This window comes from Paenibacillus sp. FSL H8-0457, from assembly GCF_038051935.1.
Lineage (GTDB): Bacteria > Bacillota > Bacilli > Paenibacillales > Paenibacillaceae > Paenibacillus_AQ > Paenibacillus_AQ lautus_A.
In genome coordinates this window covers 977,880-995,563 of record NZ_CP150293.1, presented here as the reverse complement: position 1 = coordinate 995,563, position 17,684 = coordinate 977,880, and the positions used below count along the sequence as shown (strand labels likewise).

17 protein-coding genes are annotated in these 17,684 nt (G+C 53.1%); 7 read left to right on the top strand and 10 right to left on the bottom strand.

Annotated elements, in window-relative coordinates; all coding sequences use genetic code 11:
* Positions 1–28: 28 nt before the first annotated feature.
* Positions 29–184, top strand: coding sequence for a hypothetical protein (locus tag MHI43_RS04375; RefSeq protein ID WP_012819027.1), 156 nt, complete (start codon positions 29–31; stop codon positions 182–184).
* Between the two features lie 238 nt (positions 185–422).
* Here MHI43_RS04375 and MHI43_RS04370 read toward each other — a convergent pair whose 3' ends face one another.
* Entirely contained in the window at positions 423–1,163 is a 741-nt protein-coding gene (locus MHI43_RS04370; protein WP_009591105.1) for an IclR family transcriptional regulator, read from the bottom strand.
* 221 nt (positions 1,164–1,384) lie between these two features.
* Here MHI43_RS04370 and MHI43_RS04365 point away from each other — a divergent pair, with 221 nt between their 5' ends.
* The 5 genes from MHI43_RS04365 to MHI43_RS04345 all read left to right on the top strand — a co-directional run bounded on the left by MHI43_RS04365 (position 1,385) and on the right by MHI43_RS04345 (position 6,077).
* Complete coding sequence (locus MHI43_RS04365) at positions 1,385–2,377, top strand: alpha/beta fold hydrolase (RefSeq protein ID WP_012819026.1); 993 nt, start codon at positions 1,385–1,387, stop codon at positions 2,375–2,377.
* Positions 2,378–2,539: 162 nt separating this feature from the next.
* Positions 2,540–3,718: a Fe-Mn family superoxide dismutase gene (locus tag MHI43_RS04360; protein WP_036664407.1), complete on the top strand. Its 1,179-nt coding sequence runs from the start codon at positions 2,540–2,542 to the stop codon at positions 3,716–3,718.
* A 423-nt stretch (positions 3,719–4,141) separates the two neighbouring features.
* The gene (locus MHI43_RS04355) at positions 4,142–4,426 is read left to right on the top strand and encodes a hypothetical protein (protein ID WP_012819024.1); all 285 of its coding nucleotides are present in this window, start codon (positions 4,142–4,144) and stop codon (positions 4,424–4,426) included.
* Between the two features lie 71 nt (positions 4,427–4,497).
* Entirely contained in the window at positions 4,498–5,772 is a 1,275-nt protein-coding gene (locus tag MHI43_RS04350; protein WP_036664411.1) for a hypothetical protein, read from the top strand.
* Positions 5,773–5,804: 32 nt separating this feature from the next.
* Complete coding sequence (locus tag MHI43_RS04345) at positions 5,805–6,077, top strand: hypothetical protein (protein ID WP_036664413.1); 273 nt, start codon at positions 5,805–5,807, stop codon at positions 6,075–6,077.
* Positions 6,078–6,189: 112 nt separating this feature from the next.
* Here the strand turns inward: MHI43_RS04345 and folE are convergent, their stop codons facing one another.
* From folE to MHI43_RS04300, 9 genes are all read right to left on the bottom strand, one after another.
* Positions 6,190–6,783 carry a GTP cyclohydrolase I FolE gene (folE, locus tag MHI43_RS04340; RefSeq protein ID WP_012819021.1) on the bottom strand — a complete coding sequence of 198 codons (594 nt, stop codon included), beginning with the start codon at positions 6,781–6,783 and terminating at the stop codon, positions 6,190–6,192.
* 123 nt (positions 6,784–6,906) lie between these two features.
* A complete protein-coding gene (locus MHI43_RS04335; protein ID WP_009594912.1) occupies positions 6,907–7,143 on the bottom strand; it encodes a YneF family protein in 237 nt (78 codons plus the stop codon).
* Positions 7,144–7,279: 136 nt separating this feature from the next.
* Entirely contained in the window at positions 7,280–9,124 is a 1,845-nt protein-coding gene (queG, locus tag MHI43_RS04330) for a tRNA epoxyqueuosine(34) reductase QueG (RefSeq protein WP_036664416.1), read from the bottom strand.
* Positions 9,125–9,165: 41 nt separating this feature from the next.
* On the bottom strand, positions 9,166–9,768 hold the full coding sequence (gene lepB, locus MHI43_RS04325; RefSeq protein WP_036664418.1) for a signal peptidase I: 603 nt from the start codon (positions 9,766–9,768) through the stop codon (positions 9,166–9,168).
* A gap of 206 nt (positions 9,769–9,974) precedes the next feature.
* Positions 9,975–10,397, bottom strand: a complete 423-nt coding sequence (locus tag MHI43_RS04320) for a GNAT family N-acetyltransferase (RefSeq protein WP_012819018.1) — start codon at positions 10,395–10,397, stop codon at positions 9,975–9,977.
* A 443-nt stretch (positions 10,398–10,840) separates the two neighbouring features.
* Positions 10,841–11,929: an efflux RND transporter periplasmic adaptor subunit gene (locus MHI43_RS04315; protein ID WP_009594868.1), complete on the bottom strand. Its 1,089-nt coding sequence runs from the start codon at positions 11,927–11,929 to the stop codon at positions 10,841–10,843.
* A 33-nt stretch (positions 11,930–11,962) separates the two neighbouring features.
* Positions 11,963–13,240 (bottom strand): ABC transporter permease, encoded by a 1,278-nt coding sequence (locus MHI43_RS04310; protein ID WP_235201849.1) that lies wholly within the window; start codon positions 13,238–13,240, stop codon positions 11,963–11,965.
* Between the two features lie 68 nt (positions 13,241–13,308).
* The gene (locus MHI43_RS04305; protein ID WP_036664424.1) at positions 13,309–14,076 is read right to left on the bottom strand and encodes an ABC transporter ATP-binding protein; all 768 of its coding nucleotides are present in this window, start codon (positions 14,074–14,076) and stop codon (positions 13,309–13,311) included.
* 27 nt (positions 14,077–14,103) lie between these two features.
* On the bottom strand, positions 14,104–16,671 hold the full coding sequence (locus tag MHI43_RS04300; protein WP_036664427.1) for a hypothetical protein: 2,568 nt from the start codon (positions 16,669–16,671) through the stop codon (positions 14,104–14,106).
* A gap of 326 nt (positions 16,672–16,997) precedes the next feature.
* Here MHI43_RS04300 and MHI43_RS04295 point away from each other — a divergent pair, with 326 nt between their 5' ends.
* A complete protein-coding gene (locus MHI43_RS04295) occupies positions 16,998–17,606 on the top strand; it encodes a superoxide dismutase (RefSeq protein ID WP_012819014.1) in 609 nt (202 codons plus the stop codon).
* Positions 17,607–17,684: the final 78 nt, after the last annotated feature.

Below are 17,684 nucleotides of genomic sequence, written 5' to 3'. Positions count from 1 at the left end.
GAAATCCATGCCCAGGAGGAAAGTACCTATGATCAAAATACATACGATGGCTTCGTTCCAATATCAATACCAACGGCCGCAGCCGGTAGCAGCGCCTAAGAAGGAGGACACGACGGATAAAGCCCTCACCTTTCAAGAGATCCTTAACCAGAAAATGAAGGAAAAGAACGTGAAGCTGACCTAAGTTGCGCTTACGTGTTACATACTGAGCTGCAGCGGCAAAAGGACCGTTCCCCGCGATCACCAAGATCATGGGGGACGGTCCTTTTCTATCCTATAAGAAATAGCGTTTATGGGCGAGCCTTCTCTGAAGACGGACAGCGCTTGGACGGTTTGTTATGCCGGACGGCTGTATCACATGCAGCCTCCCGGTCATTCAATAACTTATAGTGATGCTGTCTCTGACCCGGCAATAGAATAAATTAAATCATCATTCCCATTTCCCGTGCCGCTTCCATCAGAATTGGCGCATGCTCGCGAAGCGTTTCGGCCGACAGGCGGGTTACAGGCCCGGACATCGACAACGCGGCGGCGACGCGGCCGCTGCGGTCGAAGATCGGCACGGATACGGCAGCCGCTCCAGGTTCGCGCTCTTCGATGCTGATCGCGTAACCGTTCTCCAGTATTTCCGCCAGCTGCTGCCGGTACGCGTTCTTATCGACCGCCTCCGGCCAATCCGGCGCATTCAGCAGCTCCTCCTGGTCCGCCTCAGGCGCAAAGGCCACAAGAACCTTGCTGGACGCGCCCACCGAGAGCGGCAGCCGCACGCCGACCTGGGCGACCCGCCGGATCCCCTGGTTGCTCTGAACCGCTTGAATCCGAAGGCGATCCGAACCGTCCCTTAAATACAGACTTACCGTTTCCCCAAGCCGATCCCGCAAGGCCTCCATCGCCGGCTGAAGGCGAATGGCAGGGTCATCGCTTTGGGACAGATGCATCGACAGCTCCCATATTTTTAAGCCGAGCCGGTATTTCTCCGTCTCTTTGTTCCGCACAACGAATCCTTTGTCTTCCAGCGTTGTTAGCAGCCGATGGACGGTGCTTTTATGTAATCCGATAAGGGAAGAAATCTCCGTGAGAGCAAGTTCGCCATCCTTCGTAAAACACATCAAGATATCAAGGGCTCGCTCTACGGCGCGTACCGTCAATTTGCGGTCTTCCATCCCGATCAGCTCCTCTCCTGTTTCATTGTATGAAACCTGGTTACAAGAATTATATGAGAATTTTTCTCAAAAGTAAACCATGGGGACAGGGACTTTACAGTTGTCTTACAATCTATGGTTTTGCATTGACTTTATAGGCATCCGGGCATACGATTATTATAATTTCAACTTTTTCATGTTCACGAAACGCACTCAGACTATATGGTAAGGAGGGGCCACTTATGAGCACTACGACTGGTAGTAATGCCCCACTCTCCCAATTGAATGACGCGCCGACCGAGCTGTCCACGGGCTTGGTCCGTCTAAAGCATATTATATTAGCGCTGTTATTATCTGTCGTTTTTTTCCTCATTTTCTGTTTTATTGCGCTTCATGCCTATATCGCTTGGGTTTTGTCGAATCCGACGGTGGCTCCGCTCTATTCCAATCCCAAGCTTGCGAAAGATATGAATTACGAGAACGTCACGTTCCACTCGATTGACGGGAAACGAAATATCAATGGATGGTATATCCCGGCCGAGAATTCCTCGAAAACCATCGTGCTCAGCCATGGTTACGGCGCTAACCGGGAGGAAACCTGGGTACCGATGTACGATATCGCCCACTACGCGCACAATATGAATTTCAATGTGCTCATGTTTGATTACGGTTTTGCCTCCCAGACCAGCAAGGAAGTGGCGACCGGGGGCAAGGAGGAGAAACGCCAGCTTCTTGGAGCCATTGAGCATGTGAAGCAACGCGGCGCGAAGCAAATTGTCGTCTGGGGGTTCTCCATGGGGGCCGGCACCGCGCTGCAGGCAGGGCTTGAGACCAAGGACGTGGATGCCATGATTCTGGACAGCGCCTTTTTATTGGAGCCGGACACGCTTTACCACAATATCCACAACCAGATTGATCTCCCCCGTCATCCTTCGCTGGAGATTCTGGAGCTGCTCTTCCCTGTGCTTAACGGCACAAGTCTGGACCAAATCCCGTACAATGAAGTGAAGAAGCACGATTACCCGTTCCCGACCTTGTTCATCCACGGAACGAAGGACGATAAGGCCCCTTACCCGATCGCCGAGAAAATTGCTTCCAACCAGACGCATGCGGATTCCGATTCCTGGATTGTAGAGGATGCCCATCATGAGCTTATCTTCCGCGAGCACCCTAGGGAATATCTGCGCAAAGTATCGACCTTCCTCGGCAAACTCGAAACGCCGGACGAACCCTGAGGTTTTCATCAGTTGTTTATATAGCGAAGAGACCGTGCCTTTCAGTATAAGATTCTACTCCCCTGCTGCCTGATGCAGCGGGGGTTTTTATTTTTCCTTCATAATACAGGCCGCCAAATGAATATAGTGTGTTTAGTGAACCTGATACTGGAGGGAACGGACATGTTATTTCATTATGGAGCGAAGCTCCCGGTGCGATTACTGGAGGAAATTCGCTTTTGGAAGCATCAGGAAAGAAAACACCTCGCGCTGATCAAAGCCGTGGTGCCCGATCTGGAGCCGGTCTACGTCAAGATGCTGGATCAATGGGCCGTCGTGTTCTCCGACACGGAGAAGGCGGCAGACGAACTTCTGCGCCATATTCTAAGTTATAATGCTTCTCCCACGCCTCAAATGCTGGCCCAGGTCGAGCAGCTCTTGGGCGCTTCCTGCGAGCAGTCCAGGGAGTTCATTCGCCAGCTGCACAGCTTAAAAGAGAACAGTGAAGCCGTTCAGAAAGTACCGCTTGCCGGTACGGTCCTGCACCATGTGATTCGGGAGTCCGAATATTTCCTGAATGCACTCGAAACACTGAACGCCGCCGGAGCGCTGGAGAGATTCATGGATGTGGATATGCCGCTGCAGTCGATGACGCTGCACGAGGCCACGTCTCCTCCGCCGTCTACTCCCGAAGCCGAGCTGTCCATTCAAGGCATGGGAGACAGCGGCGGCAAAGCTGTGCCGATTGGCGGACACCGCCTCCCTCCACTGCCTTACGCTTATAATGCGCTCGAGCCTTATATCGACGAGAAAACCATGCGGATTCACCACGACATCCATCACCAAAGCTACGTCGACGGCCTGAACAAGGCGGAGAAGAAATTGGAGGAGGCCCGTAAAAGCGGCGATTTCGAGCTCGTGAAGCATTGGGAACGCGAGCTTGCGTTCCACGGTGCCGGCCACTATCTGCATACGATCTTCTGGAACATCATGAACCCGCGGGGCGGCGGCGAACCGGGCGGAGAGCTTGCACAGCAGATCAAGAAGGATTTCGGAAGCTTCGATCGATTCAAGAAGCATTTTACCGAAGCAGCAGACAAAGTGGAAGGCGGCGGCTGGGCGATCCTCGTCTGGAGCCCGCGCAGCCATCGGCTTGAAATTTTGCAGGCCGAGAAACATCAAAATCTCTCCCAGTGGGACGTCGTCCCTCTCCTCGCCCTGGATGTATGGGAGCATGCATATTACCTTAAACATCAAAATAAACGCAAGGATTACATCAACGATTGGTGGAACGTGGTCTACTGGCCGGAAGTTGCGGAGCGTTTCAAGCATGCCAGCAAGCTGAAATGGAAACCGTTTTAATTCTCAGTCGGCATTAGCTGCTTCGGATTGGTTAATATTGGGTATGAAGTCTATAGCCCTCCTTACTTCCTTTATGGGGTTTAGGGAGGGCTTCCCTGTTCAGAGGGGCACTTGGTCATGAGCCCGGAATTGAACAGGATTATTCAAGCTAAGGAGTAACCCAACCTTATTGTTAGGTCTTTTTTACCACATATCTGGTTATTTATTCGGTTGAACGCTACCATATGCTGGATTATGATATGACAGTAAGCTTGGTACGCAGCCTCAGCATTGGTCTAAGGCAACAACCGAAAGATCCGGCGTGCCTGTGGGAGCAGGACATCACGACTGAAGGGATGGGTCAGTGTGAACAGTAGGTTCAAATCGCGTATTTTCATTTTTGCTTTTGTATTCATTATTCTAATTGTTGGAGGATGCCAGCCCGTGAACCATAATCAAAACGAAGCCACTGCAAACGGCAGCTCGGACGAGGTTATAACAAAGGCGAAAACCACGGCCGTTCAGTATTTTAAGGAAAAATACAATTTGGATGTAGAGATTACCAAAGAAGAGATGATGCCTTCGATCGTAGCGGACAAGGTCAACCTCGAAGGGTATGTCGTGGATCATCCTGAACAAACCTTTAAAATATCCGTAGATTTCAACACAGGCGAAACGTCCAATTTCGTGATGAACCCGGAGCTTAGAAAAGCTATTAAGGGCGAGTGACGGACCTATGTTTCTCTTTGCAGCAACCATAGGCTCTGAACCTGAAAGATCACGTTAAGGAGGGAATATATTTGAGTTCACCGCAAGTGGATGACGAGACATACCGACTTATGTCGGAAGCGGCTTACCTCGATCTGAAAAAAGAAGATACCGTTGAGGACCTGCCGGGATGGGAGGTTCTTGAGGACTATAAGAGCAACAGCATATCCGGTTTTGACGCGGTAACTTTCTACAACAAGGAAACGAACCAGGCCGTTATCGCATACCGCGGCACCGAAGCAGGCAAAGATTTATCCCATGCTCTCCCCGATTATCTGGCCGATGCGGATATTGGCATTGAAGAGATCAAACGAAAAATCCCGGAGTTCCGGGCTCCTTGGGCCGACCATGTAGACAAAGTCAAAGAAGTGACGGGCATTAACGATGTCACGGATTGGTTCGGCGAACAATCGAGGAAAATCGATAAGAAAACGGATATCTTGGGCACCAATCAGTTGTATCAAGCTGAGGATTACGCGCTGGAAATGAAGGAGAAGTACAAGGGCGTTGATTTTTCCCTTACCGGTCATTCGCTGGGCGGAGCCAACGCGCAATATGCTGCAGCTTATACGGGCATGTCAGCAGTCACCTTCAGCGCCCCGTCCGTCATCGGGAGCCTCTCCCCTGAAGCCAGAAGAAAAGCCGAGAATGGGGAATTCGACTCCCAGATCATTAATTTCGCCCATCCCGGCGACATTATTGCCAGCGGCGCGCTCGGAGGTTACGACGGTCACGTCGGCTCTACCTATTACATAGACTCCAGTTACAAAGATGCCAATGACGGGCTCAGCATCAAAGAAAAAATCGATAATACGCTGGGAGGCCCCAACTATCACCAGTTGGACCGCTATCAATTCGAGAATGGTTACATTTCGAACCGTCTGTATGACGGCGCTACCGGTAAGTCCGTGGATTCGCCCAGAATCCCTTCCCACAGCGGTCTCTTGTTTGGTCTTGGCGGGCCGTTGAGCAACTTGGGCTTAGGTTTAGGCGGCTCGCTGGGAGCCATAGCCGGATCGGCAGGAGGCTCCTCCGGTACCATCCAGGTTACCCCTGCCGAGCTGCGAAGCGTAGCCGAGAAATGGCGATCGCATGCCCATCAGAGCGATGCCGAAATGCAGGGAATCCGGCAGCGTCTCTCCAAATACATGTTCTCCAGCCACAGCCGGCGTCTGCAGCCGATCGTCCAGCAGCTGGATACATCCATCATGTCGATGAGTCAGTGGCATCTGCAGCATACCACCGACATCGTGCAGTACATTAAATTTAAGGCGGATCTGTTTGAACGTACAGATAACAGCGGGTAAACATCTATTAGCAACCACCGGGAGGAATGGGGATGAGTCGAGAGATTCTGCTGGAGCTTGATGATTTGCTTCAAGCCGAACGCGAGCTGACGGGGCTGCTTGCAGCCCTTCGGGCCGACGAACAAGAGGCGCGGGTCATGTATGCCCGCCTTCATGATTGGAAGGGACAATCGGCTAATGTGCTGAGGGATCAGATCGAATTCTTTTTCATGGAGATGTCCCGTCGAATCCGGGAGATCGAGGAGCAAAAAAGCGCCCTCGTCCAGTATGTGCAATATATGAAACAAGTCGATGGCGCATCTTGATCTTTCCTTGCTTGTCCTGGATGATCAGATGGCTTCATATCGTCACAGGGATAATCAAAAAAAAGGCTTCGCCTCCGTGGGCGAAGCCTTTTTGATATCATGAAAATCCAGCTTAGTCTTTAATCAAGGACAGAAACTCCGAGCGCTGCGCGGAATCGCTCTGGAACGTACCGCGTACAGCCGACGTTACCGTCTTGCTGCCCGGCTTCTTCACGCCGCGTGCGCACATGCACAGATGCTCGCCTTCCACCACAACCATAACGCCGTTAGGCTGTAGCGCCTCCACCATAATATCGGCGATTTGCGAGGTGATGCGCTCCTGCACCTGAAGACGGCGAGTTACCGCCTCTACCAAGCGCGCCAGCTTGCTCAAGCCGGCGATTTTGCCGCTCGGGACATATCCGATATGGACTTTGCCGAAGAACGGCGCCATATGGTGCTCACACTGGCTGTAGTACACGATATCCTTCACGATGACCAGTTCCTCGTGATTCTCGTCGAAGGTAACCCCGAGAACGTCCTTGGGGTCGACTTCATACCCCGCAAAGATCTCTTCGTACATCCGCGTCACGCGGGCCGGTGTCTCAAGCAGACCCTCACGCTTGGGATCTTCACCGATCAGCTTCAATATTTGCTCTACATGGTACTCGATCTGCTCCCGGTTTTGGCCTACTTTATGGTTCACATAGTCCTTTACGCCCGCCACAGTACAATCCCCCTTTCCGTTCCAAAAAAAAGCAAACGGTTAACTTATAGCCGCTGTTAGCGGTCTTTTTAAATAGAAATGCCCCTCCGTCGTTCCATTTAGACGGGAGCGGGCTTTCTTGCATTATGATTTGCGTTTGCGGCCTTGCCCTTTGCCCGGCATAGGCTGATTTTTCATCATTTGCTGTGCACGCTGCATCTGCTTGCTGTTCATGTTATACCCCATTTGTTTTGCCATCTTCTGCAGCATTTGCGGATCGTTCTGCATCTTCTCCAATTGCTTGCGCAGATAGAATACGCCGATGAAGAATCCGCCGACCAGACCCACGATCAATGTAATAATCGGAATGACAATATCCATCACTTGACCACCTTCTACTAATATCTGCCATTTCATGGCGCATACACGAACCTATCATAGCATGTCCTTTTCGTCACAGCAAATGAAAATAACGGATGTTCGGCAGCAGGCAGTTCCGATGATTACGCTTGGTCAACTACGACCCTTTACGGTCCGGCATGGCTCCTTCGATCGTCAACAAGGTGCGTTTGATTTCCGGGCCGCCGGCATAGCCGATCAACGCTCCGTCGGCCCCTACCACCCGATGGCACGGCACGATGATCGGAACGGGGTTCTTATTGTTCGCTCCGCCCACGGCTCGAACCGCTTTCGGACGCCCGATGGATTCGGCTACATCCTTATAGGAGCAAACCGTTCCATAGGGAATGGATTTCAGCGCTTCCCATACCTGCAGTTGGAATGAGGTTCCGCGCATGTCCAGCTGTACGTCGAAGGCCTTCAGTTCCCCGGCAAAGTACTGCTTCAACTGCGTGATCGCGGGGGCTAGTCTGCCCTCGTCCCGTTGGTATCCGCCGTTGCCGGCCCAAGTCCGCGACCACTGCTGGATGACTGCTTCCTTCACATAGAAGCTGCCGAATTCAATGAGACAAAGGCCCTTCTCCGTGGCGCAGACCGTCAACGGTCCGATCGGAGATTGAACTTCATCATAATACAGCATTTCCGGTCCTCCTTCAGGGATGGCCATCGGCTCGACCCCCTGAATGACAGGACCCTCCTGCTCCGGATTGCCCCCATTAGAGGAACCCGAAACCCCGGCGGATGAAACTTCGGCCGCGGCTTGCGCTTCGGCAGGTGCTTCATTTCCAGCCGGTTCAGGCTTTAGTTTATTCAAGGCTTGCTGCAGCATATCTCGTACTCGGGAATCCCCTTCTGATTTCATGCTTTTCTCTAAGTTGTTCAACGCTTCTTCGCCTCCAATACGGCCCAGAGCCCATGCAGCGGTTCCCCGCAGCTCCGGGCGCGGGTCCTTCAGCAGTACTTCGCTCAGCTTCGGTACGGCTGAAATATCTTTAAAATTGCCGAGCGCGATGACGGCATTGCGCTGAATCGGCTTACGGCCGCGCCAAGCGGCGGACGTATCTCCGAAGGCCTCCTTGAATTCCCGGTTGCTCATATCCAGAATGGGTAGGAGCAGCGGCTTGGCTTTTTCAGGATCGGGCTTGAAGTCCTCTTGATGAGTCCAGCTCTTGCCCCGGTTCTTCGGACAAACAATTTGACAGGTATCGCATCCATACAGCCGGTTGCCGATCTTGCGCATGGCTTCTTCGTCCAGAAATCCTTTGGTCTGGGTCAGAAAAGAAACGCAGCGCTGGGCATTCAGCTGCCCGGGACCGACAAGGGCGCCGGTTGGGCATGCATCGATGCATTTGGTGCACTCCCCGCAATCCTCGGTTACCGGCGAATCCGGCGGAAACGGGATATTGGTCACCATTTCGCCAAGGAATATCCAGGAGCCGAACTTCGGAGAGATGATGGCGCAGTTCTTGGCACTGAAACCGATGCCGGCACGCTGCGAGACGGCCCGGTCGACAAGCGCGCCGGTGTCCACCATGCTTTCAAGCTTTGCATCCGGCACGCGTTCCTTGATGTACGCCTCCAGGCGGCTCATCGCCTCCCGGAGCACATGGTGATAATCCCTTCCCCAAGCGGATCGCGCCATGATGCCCCTGTACTTGCCAGGCTCCGATTTCGGCGGGTTCTCCATCTTGGAGTGGTACGTTATCGCGATGGCGATCAGGGACTTCGGCTCGGTGCCGGGGAGTGCGGGAGTCACCCGCTTATCCAGATCCGGCTCCTCGAACCCGGACTCATAACCCTTATCCCGATGGGATTGCAAAATCCCCTTCAGGGATTGGAACGGCTCCGCCGAGGCGAAGCCGATATCATCTATGCCGAGCTCGGGTGCAACGGCTTTTAGCTCCTGCTTGAGCTCCTCCCATACCGAAGGCGGAGGAGCGTACGAGCCGAGTGTGTAGGTCATTCTCCAGCGCCTCCTTTTCTGGGATGATGTTCTGTCTTAAGCTACAGCTTTTTGATCTCGGACAACGGCCAGAAAATAAATTCGGCCCTGCCCACGATGTCGCTTTCCTTCACGCTGCCGAACATGCGGCTGTCCTTGCTCTTTCCGAGGTGGCGGTTATCCCCCATAACAAAATACCTTCCCTCTTCCAGGGTAACGGGCTCGAAGCCAGGATCCTCGATCGGGACATCGGTATACCCTTCCTCTTGGGCCACGCCGTTCACGTACAGCTTCTGATCCTTTACCTCAATGGTATCCCCGGGTACGCCGACGACGCGCTTAACAAGAAACTCCTTCTTGTCCGGTCCGTCGCTCGGATCCTTAAGCACAATGACGTCGCCGTGGCTCGGTTCCGAAAAGCGATAGACCACTTTATTAATAAAGAGCCGCTCCGATGCCACCAGCGTCGGCTGCATGGATTCGCCCTTAACCATAGACAGGTTAAACACAAACATATTTAGAAGCACCATAATAACAAATGCAATCGCAATCGTCTTTACCCAATCCCACAGCTCGGCGGCCCAGCCGTTCTTCTTGGCCGGTTGATTCTGAGGCCCGTTGTTCTCGCCATGCTCAGTTGAATCCGGAGGAATCACTTGTCCCATGCTACACCTACTTTACTTCGATTTCACCTTCGAGCATCGAGGGCGGCACCTTCAAAAACAGGTACATTAATAGAAAAGCATATCTCCCACCCATTTGCAACGGCTGAAAGATATGCTTCATATCGAAAAAATGTCGTTTCTTATCTCTGTCGAAGCTTAAGGCCGCCGTTTTGCGCTGCTCGTATGTACCGCTGTAGTCGCTGCAACTATTGACCAAGGATACTGAGCTTCTGGAACGACCGCAGGATTTGGCTGGCACCGTATCCCATGGCTTCATAAAATGGCATGGCTGCGGCGTTGTGCTCATCTCCGGCTACCATGATCCGACTGACTTTCCGTGATTGAAAACGCTGTTCCATCGCTGATATCAAGGCTTTGCCAATCCCTTTCCTGCGATAGTCGGGATGAATGGCGATGCGGTAATAACAACCATGATTGCGTTCGATCGTACCGATTAAGGCACCAACGATTTCACCGTTTTCTTCTGCCACCATAATCAGATCGGAGTCCCAAGCGAGCTGCCTGGAGAAAGGCTCCATCGTGTTTTCGTAGCATTCTTCCGATAAAGCAATCTGTAATAGCTCGGTTACGGGGTTACAGTCACTCAACTGAAAGGAACGAACATGCATTTCAAAATCTCCCTTTTCGTTAGCATGATGCGGTTTACCCGGTTTACAAAGATCTAGTATTCCGTTAACGCAAACCTGACATTTAAGTTTACTACAAAAAACCCGAAAATCCTGTTTCCTTGTCCATTAAACCACATCTTTCTCGTAAATTCACGAGTTTTCTTCTGAAAGCGCTTTATATGAAGCGTTTTCATTAATTTCGATGGATAAAATTCCATATTTTTGTTGAATAATTGATTCGTTTCCTGCCGTTAAACCATTAGCTCACGGTAAAATGAACCCCATTAATTACCAATGAGTTTACATCATTGTCTCCATGTATTTTTGAAATCCACCGGGCTACCTTTCCTGTGGCGACACATGCTGTAATGGAACTTGATGTAAAAAAACAGCGCCCCCCGGCCATGTGCCTTTGGAGGAACGCTGCTTTCGTACATCCATGTTTACTGAAGAACGACGGTATCTCCCGCTTTCAGCCCTGACAAAACCTCGATTTTATCAAGCGTCTGCATCCCCGTCTCAATATCCTGCCGCTCGATCTGGCCGCCTCCCTTGTCCACCATGACATAAGAGCTATCTCCCTCCGTCATGACGGCCAGCTTGGGAACCACAACCGCCTTGTTCTTCCGTTTGGTCACGATCTCTCCGTTCAGCGTCAATCCGCCGATCAAGCGATCATTCTTCGGCAGCGAGATGATGACCTTGAACTGCGGCGTCTGGGACGTCTGCTTCTCCTGAGCCGTCGCCTCGGCGAATTTGGCCACTTCCAGCACCTTGCCCTTTAGCTTCAAATCCTTGATGGACGGCAGCTTGACCTCTACCGCCATGTCCGGCTGAATGCTGAAGATGTCGTTTTCCCCGACGTATGCCACTAACCGCAGGGAATCCAGGTCGACGATTTTGCCGATATACTGGTTGGCCGTCACCGATTGCGGCCGCTGCTGGGTCGGGTCGAACAGGAACAGGCCTGCTGCCGGAGATACGTATGTCGATTGCCTCAGCCTGTCGTTCAAATCGGCAAGCGTCTGACGTTCAATATCGTTGTTCACCTCGTCCAGCTGACTGCTCAGCCGCGCATTTTCCTGGTCTGCCAGCATTTTCAGGCGCTCCGCCTCCGTTGCGCCTACAGGCGCGTTGTCGAGATCCTGATTCAGCGTAAACTCCTTCAGCTCCTGCTCCAGCTTCCGCTTCTGCAGCTCCGCCTCCTTCTGCTGGAGCTGCTGGCGAATCGCCTTTTGCTCCAATTTGAAAAGGGCGTCGCCTTTTTTGATCTGCTGGCCGTTCTCGACGTTCCAGGACTCCACCTTCGCCTCAAAAGGCGCGTATACGTTCGTTTCCTTTCCGTATTCGGACGTTCCCTTGACCTGCACGGTCGATAGAATCGTTTCCTCGGTTACGGGGAATGAGATGACCTGCGGCTCTTCCATCATGGGAATCTCAGGTTCCTTGGGTTTCACCTGCCCATATCCCCAATACCCCACCAGACCCAGCACAGCAGCGATAACCGTCCATTTTATGATTTTTTTTATCATACCGATTTAGCTTCCTTTCCGAAACTCATGATCCTAATCCCGCTTGATGGCCAGCAGCGCATTCGTTCTTGCTGCGCTGATCGCCGGGTAAATCCCCGAGAAGATGCCCGTCATTACGGCGAAGGCAATGCCGATCGGCAGCGTCTCCGCCGTCACGGCGATTTGCAGTCCCGACATGCCTGCCGAAGCCATGATGAATGAATTCAGCCCTTTGATGATCAAATACGCGAATACGATGCCGAGCAAGCCGCCAAGCAAACCGAGCAGGCTGGCTTCCACGATGAACATGTTCCGGATTTGCGGCATATTCGCTCCCAGAACCTTCATGATGCCGATTTGCCGGCGGCGCTGATGCGTCGACATCGTCATGGCGACGATGATCGAAATCGAGGCCAGCAACAGGATAAATACGCCTACGCCGAGAGCGATCGCCTTGAAGGTATCCAATTGGGAAGCAACCTGATCCCGCATGGCCAGATTGTCGCTCGCATTCAGCGCAAGCTTGGAGATCAGGTCCTCGAGCGGTTTAATATATTGCAGATCCTCCACTTTGACCGTCAGATTATCGTAAATCCGCTGTTTCGAAGCTGGCCCTTTTTGCAGATTCAAGCTGTCCGTCAGCCAATCTGCCGTGTCAAAGGATATGTAGGCCTGACGGTCATAGAATGCAAACTGGGCATCCCGCCCCTTGGGCACATCCAGCACGCCCCCGACGTAGAGCTGCGGGCTGAGCAATTTCTTGTCGTTGTCCATCTGCTCCAGCTGAACGTTCTTTCCGATCATTTCCGAAACGGTGCTCTCATACTTCTGGAACTCTTCCCATAGCTGCGGATTGTTGGGATCGGAATTCATCATATTGTTCAATCTTTCGCTCGTCTCCGCGTCCTTCCATCCGGTTGTCGCTCCGTAATTCAGTACCATGGCACCGATCTGCTCCAGCGGGCCGCCTTCCTTGAACCGGTTCCCCTGCTCTTTAAGCTTGGACAGGTCCACGGCCACGACGTTGATGCCTTCATGGATCAGGTTGTCGGACGATATGGTCCGGAAATAACCGAGCTGCTTGGTGGCTACAACGGATTTGACGTGATTGAAGCCCTGAATGACCTGAACCTTATCATCGGTAAGCAATCCCCGTTCTCCTCCCGCCGATTGGCCGCCGCCTTCCCCGGGCCCGCCTGTGCTCTGCGGAGTCACCGTAATCTCGTCAAGTTTCATGCCGCCTATGATTTCCGTCTCCAAATAACTCTGGGCGCCGTTGCCAATGCTGATCGCTACGATGATAGCCGCACATCCGATCGAAATGCCGGTCATGCACAGGGCCGTTACCACTTTACGGCGTTTGATCTGTCCCCATGCCAGCCGTATGCTGTCTAAAAATCTCAGCTGACCTCACCTGCCTCCTCCGAATGAACCGGGACCCCGGACAGGGGCGAAGGGGCGCTCGGCCCCCGCTCCCCTCCCGTGGAAGTCCCGTAGTTCTCCGGCTGAACCAAATAACCGTCTCGGAGCATAATCGTTTTTTTCATTTGGGCGGCGACTTCCATCTCATGGGTAACGATGACAAACGTCGTTTTCATGGACTCGTTCAGCGACATCATGATTCTGATAATTTCCTCTTCCGTTTTGGTGTCCAGGTTGCCCGTCGGCTCGTCCGCAAAAATGACGGAAGGCTCGGTAATTAACGAGCGGGCAATACTGACGCGCTGCTGCTGTCCGCCGGACAGCTGGGACGGGTACAGCGAAGCCTTATCGCCGATCCCCGTCATCTCCAGAAGCTCCATCGCTTTCTTGCGGCGCTTGGACGGAGAAACGGATTGAAAAACAAGCGGAAGCTCCACGTTCTCCCGGACCGTGAGTGTCGGAATCAATTCGTAAGCTTGAAAAATAAATCCTATATGCTTGCGCCGAAAAACGGCAAGCTTGTTTTCCCCGTATTTGACGATATCCTGATCCGCAATATAAATATGGCCTTCCGTCGGTTTCATCAGCCCGGCCATCAAGTTGAGCAGCGTGGACTTGCCCGATCCGGAGCTGCCGAGCAGCGCAATCATCTCGCCCTTCTGGACTTCGAACTGGATGTTATGAAGCACCTTTAACACTTCGTTGCCGTTCTTAAAGCTGTGCGATACATTTTCCAAACGCAGCATGTTCGCTATTCCTTTCCGGTTCTTAGTCTATCTCTCCTCGTTCGGGTCCAGAAGGGGCTGGAACGTCAGGTTGTAGCTCTGGCTGCCCAGCGTGATCCGCTCGTTCTGGAATTCGTCCACAAGGGTCAAGTTAAACCAGCCGCCGCGGAGCTTTTTGTACTGCTCGTCCGTCAGCTCCATCGATATCGACCGGGTGCCCGGCACTTGGATATCGGTGCCTGGCGTAAGCGTCCGCTCCTGTGTTTGTCCGAGGCTGTCCTTGATGATGAGTATCAGCTTGCGGCCGGAATCCGCGGCCGCAATGCTCTCGCTCCGTTTCACATCGAACGTGGCATTGAGCGATATGGTGGAACTGCCCTCCTGTAAATGTCCAGCCGCTTTCGTGACCGAAACGCTGTAAGGATACCAATCGAGCTGCGTCAGGCCGGAGCTTGCGGCAGGTCTGGCCGGATTCAGCATCAATTTTTTCACGCCCAGCACACCCGTAGCGTCCTTGCCCGTTTCCGCAAGCTTGCCTCCGGACATCGCCGTGCCGAGGGCCAGGCCCAATTCGCTGGCAGCCCCTTTCGGCACTCGGGCCCAAAAGACGATCGACTGCCTGGATCCCGGCTGAAGGGCCGCTTCCGGCTGAATGGTCTCCGCTTCATAAATCCTGCCGTCGGCGCTTTGGAAGTATCCCTTCAGCACTGCGGCTTGAACGCGGCGCTGTTCATTGCTGGTCAGCACGAACTCCGAATAGACGATATCGGAGTCTGCTCCTTCATAGATGACCGTCCGCCGTTCTTGTGCCTCCGCACGTTTACCCGCAGCCGTGACCGTATACGGCTTCCCTTTCTCCAGAACGCCGATCGACTGCATCATCCCGGACGTGGTCATGGTCAGGAACGACGTTTTGGCCGCCTCCTGCTGCGTAAACAGCTCGAAACGGAGCGAACGGATATCCTTCGTATACGGGATCCGCGCCATGACGTACACCTCGGTTGATGCCCCCGGCGCAATCAGGGAGCCCTGCTCCTCAGCGATGACCTCCGGGCCGGCCAAGCTTGTTTTTTCATCCGCCGTGACGTTCGCTTTAAGCTCAGGCAGCGGCAGCGATTTGGATTCCTGGGTATTCCGTAGCCGCAGCTTCGCCACGATCAGGTCCTGGTCCTGCCACGGCAGGCGCTGGATGGATTCCAGCGTATACGCAAATCCTTTGGCCGACTGCGCGCCGTATTCCACGCCGATGGATGACTTGCGTTCCGTTTGGTACGGGATGGCAAAGTATGCAATCGGCAGGGTCAACGGCTCCTGAACCTCGGAGGTCGGCTCGCTGCCCGACTCACCCGGATTCGCGGGCGGTTTGGATGCGCCGGCCGTGTCTGATGCCCCGATCATTTGCAGCTTCAGCCGGTCCTGCTTGAGATCAAGCGGAAGCGTGATCTCCATCACCATCGTTTTCTCTTCCCCGGGGAGGAGCGTCAAGCCCGTTTTGCCATCCGGCGTATAAGGATGGAAGGAGCCTTCGGACGCTTTAATCGCGAACTCGTAGGCCGGAACCTCCACCGATTTTTTTCCTTTGTTCTTGAAGGCCATCTCGATGGTCCATATGCCCTGTCCGCCGGAGGCACGCAGCGAAGACTGGCGGATTCTGGCATCGACCGGAATCCCCCGGATGGTCAACTTCTTGGCTTCGCCCGCCTTGACGTCCCACTTCGGAGCTGTTGCCGCCGGTAGCTTGAATGAGGCGACAGGCAGGGACAGCTTCAGCGTGTCATCGTTTTCGGTCCATAAGAAACGCAGGCCGGCCGTCTTCAGGTAAGAGGGAACTTCCGTTATGTAGTAAACCAGTTTCTTTTCTTTCGGCTGGACAGGCACCCCCTCTGCCCCCGCCTCATGACGCAGAGGGAACGAATTGCCGCCGGCCGTCACCAAATGTGGCTCGAACCCCCGATCGTTCCATTCCTTGCCGCCATGGTTGGTCATATACATCCCGACTTTGGCGATGACTTTGCCGTCGTACTTGATGATCTCCAGCGATTCCGCCTGTACGGTAACCGGCGTTCCGCCCAGCTTCAGCTTGGTGCTTGAGCCCGTTGGGACGGCTGCGGAATAATTGGCGGGCATTCTGTACGTTCCGACGCGCTGCAGGTAGCCTTTGACCTGCGGATTCCATACGTCCATGACCAGCTTCATGCCGGCCAAAGAACTGCTGTCGGTTTTCGCATAGTAGGTGACGCTCACGCTTTGCCCGGGCTCTACCTTCTTCTTGGCCAGATCCTTGGAAATGGGGTTGGCCGCATTCACGGAACCGCCGGGAAGGACCACCTTGGGAAAATAAGATACCAGGCGCGCCGCGCTCTTGCCCCCATTTTTATAAGTCAGGGTAAATACCGCCGCATGCGTCCCGTTTTGCTGCCATACGTCGGCATGGTCGAGCTTCGCCGTGACGTTGCCGCCCAGCTTCACGCTCCAGGCTAGATTTGCATTTTTCTGCGCGGCCGACTTCGCGATTTGCGATGTCTCCGTCTTAGATGCAGCAGCTTCCACTTGCGGCGCCGCAGCCAGAATCGCAGCCATCAAAATGGCCGTCACTCTGAACTTTGTACTATTCATGTTATGAAACGACTCCTTTCTACCTCGATCTATCCCTTTCATGCTCCATCTATAAGTCACAGATTTCTTCAAGGCTATATATATAACGACAAGTTTCTTAGGAAAGTTTTTCATCATTTTCCATTGCGGCGAAACAACATTCTTTAGGCCATAAATCGGCTCTCGCGGACTTTTCAAACATAAAAGTTGATTTAATCACCCAAAACGGTTTAATATATGTAGTGTAGCCGGATTACATATTCCATTGCTCCGGGATGATAAAGACTTCCTGATGAAGGAAGACCTTTCATCATAACCAAAAACTAAATTTACAGGAGGTTTTTACTATGGCATTTCAATTACCAGCACTTCCTTACGCTAACGACGCGCTCGAGCCTCACATCGACGCACAAACGATGGAGATCCACCATGATCGCCACCATAATACCTACGTAACCAACTTGAACGCTGCTCTTGAGAACGCTCCTGAGCTTCAAGGCAAATCCCTTGAGGATCTGATCGGCAACCTTGATGCTGTACCGGAAAGCATCCGCACAGCGGTTCGCAACAACGGCGGCGGCCATGCTAACCACTCCCTGTTCTGGGAAGTGATCGGACCAAACGGCGGCGGACAACCAACCGGCGCTTTGGCTGATGCCATCAACAGCGAGCTGGGCGGCTTCGATAAATTCAAGGAAGATTTCGCTAAAGCGGCTACAACTCGCTTCGGCAGCGGCTGGGCTTGGCTCGTTGTTAAAGACGGCAAACTGGCAGTAACCAGCACCGCTAACCAAGACAGCCCGATCATGGAAGGTCAAACTCCTCTCCTCGGCCTGGACGTTTGGGAGCATGCTTACTACCTGAAATATCAAAACAAACGCCCGGATTACATCTCCGCATTCTGGAATGTAGTCAACTGGGAAGAAGTCGGCAAACGTTACGACAACGCGAAGTAATAACGCCTGACTAAAACCGATCTCATATCACCAAAAAGGCTGCTTTCCGCCGTAGACCCTGTCTATCGCGAAAGCAGC

What these genes read in the sequence shown, in the direction of transcription:
- MHI43_RS04300 (WP_036664427.1), bottom strand. Translation starts at nt 16,671, where the DNA reads ATGAATAGTACAAAGTTCAGAGTGACGGCCATTTTGATGGCTGCGATT.
- MHI43_RS04370 (WP_009591105.1), bottom strand. Translation starts at nt 1,163, where the DNA reads ATGGAAGACCGCAAATTGACGGTACGCGCCGTAGAGCGAGCCCTTGAT.
- queG (WP_036664416.1), bottom strand. Translation starts at nt 9,124, where the DNA reads ATGACCTACACACTCGGCTCGTACGCTCCTCCGCCTTCGGTATGGGAG.
- MHI43_RS04310 (WP_235201849.1), bottom strand. Translation starts at nt 13,240, where the DNA reads ATGACCGGCATTTCGATCGGATGTGCGGCTATCATCGTAGCGATCAGC.
- MHI43_RS04360 (WP_036664407.1), top strand. Translation starts at nt 2,540, where the DNA reads ATGTTATTTCATTATGGAGCGAAGCTCCCGGTGCGATTACTGGAGGAA.
- MHI43_RS04315 (WP_009594868.1), bottom strand. Translation starts at nt 11,929, where the DNA reads ATGATAAAAAAAATCATAAAATGGACGGTTATCGCTGCTGTGCTGGGT.
- MHI43_RS04295 (WP_012819014.1), top strand. Translation starts at nt 16,998, where the DNA reads ATGGCATTTCAATTACCAGCACTTCCTTACGCTAACGACGCGCTCGAG.
- MHI43_RS04375 (WP_012819027.1), top strand. Translation starts at nt 29, where the DNA reads ATGATCAAAATACATACGATGGCTTCGTTCCAATATCAATACCAACGG.
- MHI43_RS04305 (WP_036664424.1), bottom strand. Translation starts at nt 14,076, where the DNA reads ATGCTGCGTTTGGAAAATGTATCGCACAGCTTTAAGAACGGCAACGAA.
- MHI43_RS04320 (WP_012819018.1), bottom strand. Translation starts at nt 10,397, where the DNA reads ATGCATGTTCGTTCCTTTCAGTTGAGTGACTGTAACCCCGTAACCGAG.
- lepB (WP_036664418.1), bottom strand. Translation starts at nt 9,768, where the DNA reads ATGGGACAAGTGATTCCTCCGGATTCAACTGAGCATGGCGAGAACAAC.
- MHI43_RS04335 (WP_009594912.1), bottom strand. Translation starts at nt 7,143, where the DNA reads ATGGATATTGTCATTCCGATTATTACATTGATCGTGGGTCTGGTCGGC.
- MHI43_RS04345 (WP_036664413.1), top strand. Translation starts at nt 5,805, where the DNA reads ATGAGTCGAGAGATTCTGCTGGAGCTTGATGATTTGCTTCAAGCCGAA.
- MHI43_RS04365 (WP_012819026.1), top strand. Translation starts at nt 1,385, where the DNA reads ATGAGCACTACGACTGGTAGTAATGCCCCACTCTCCCAATTGAATGAC.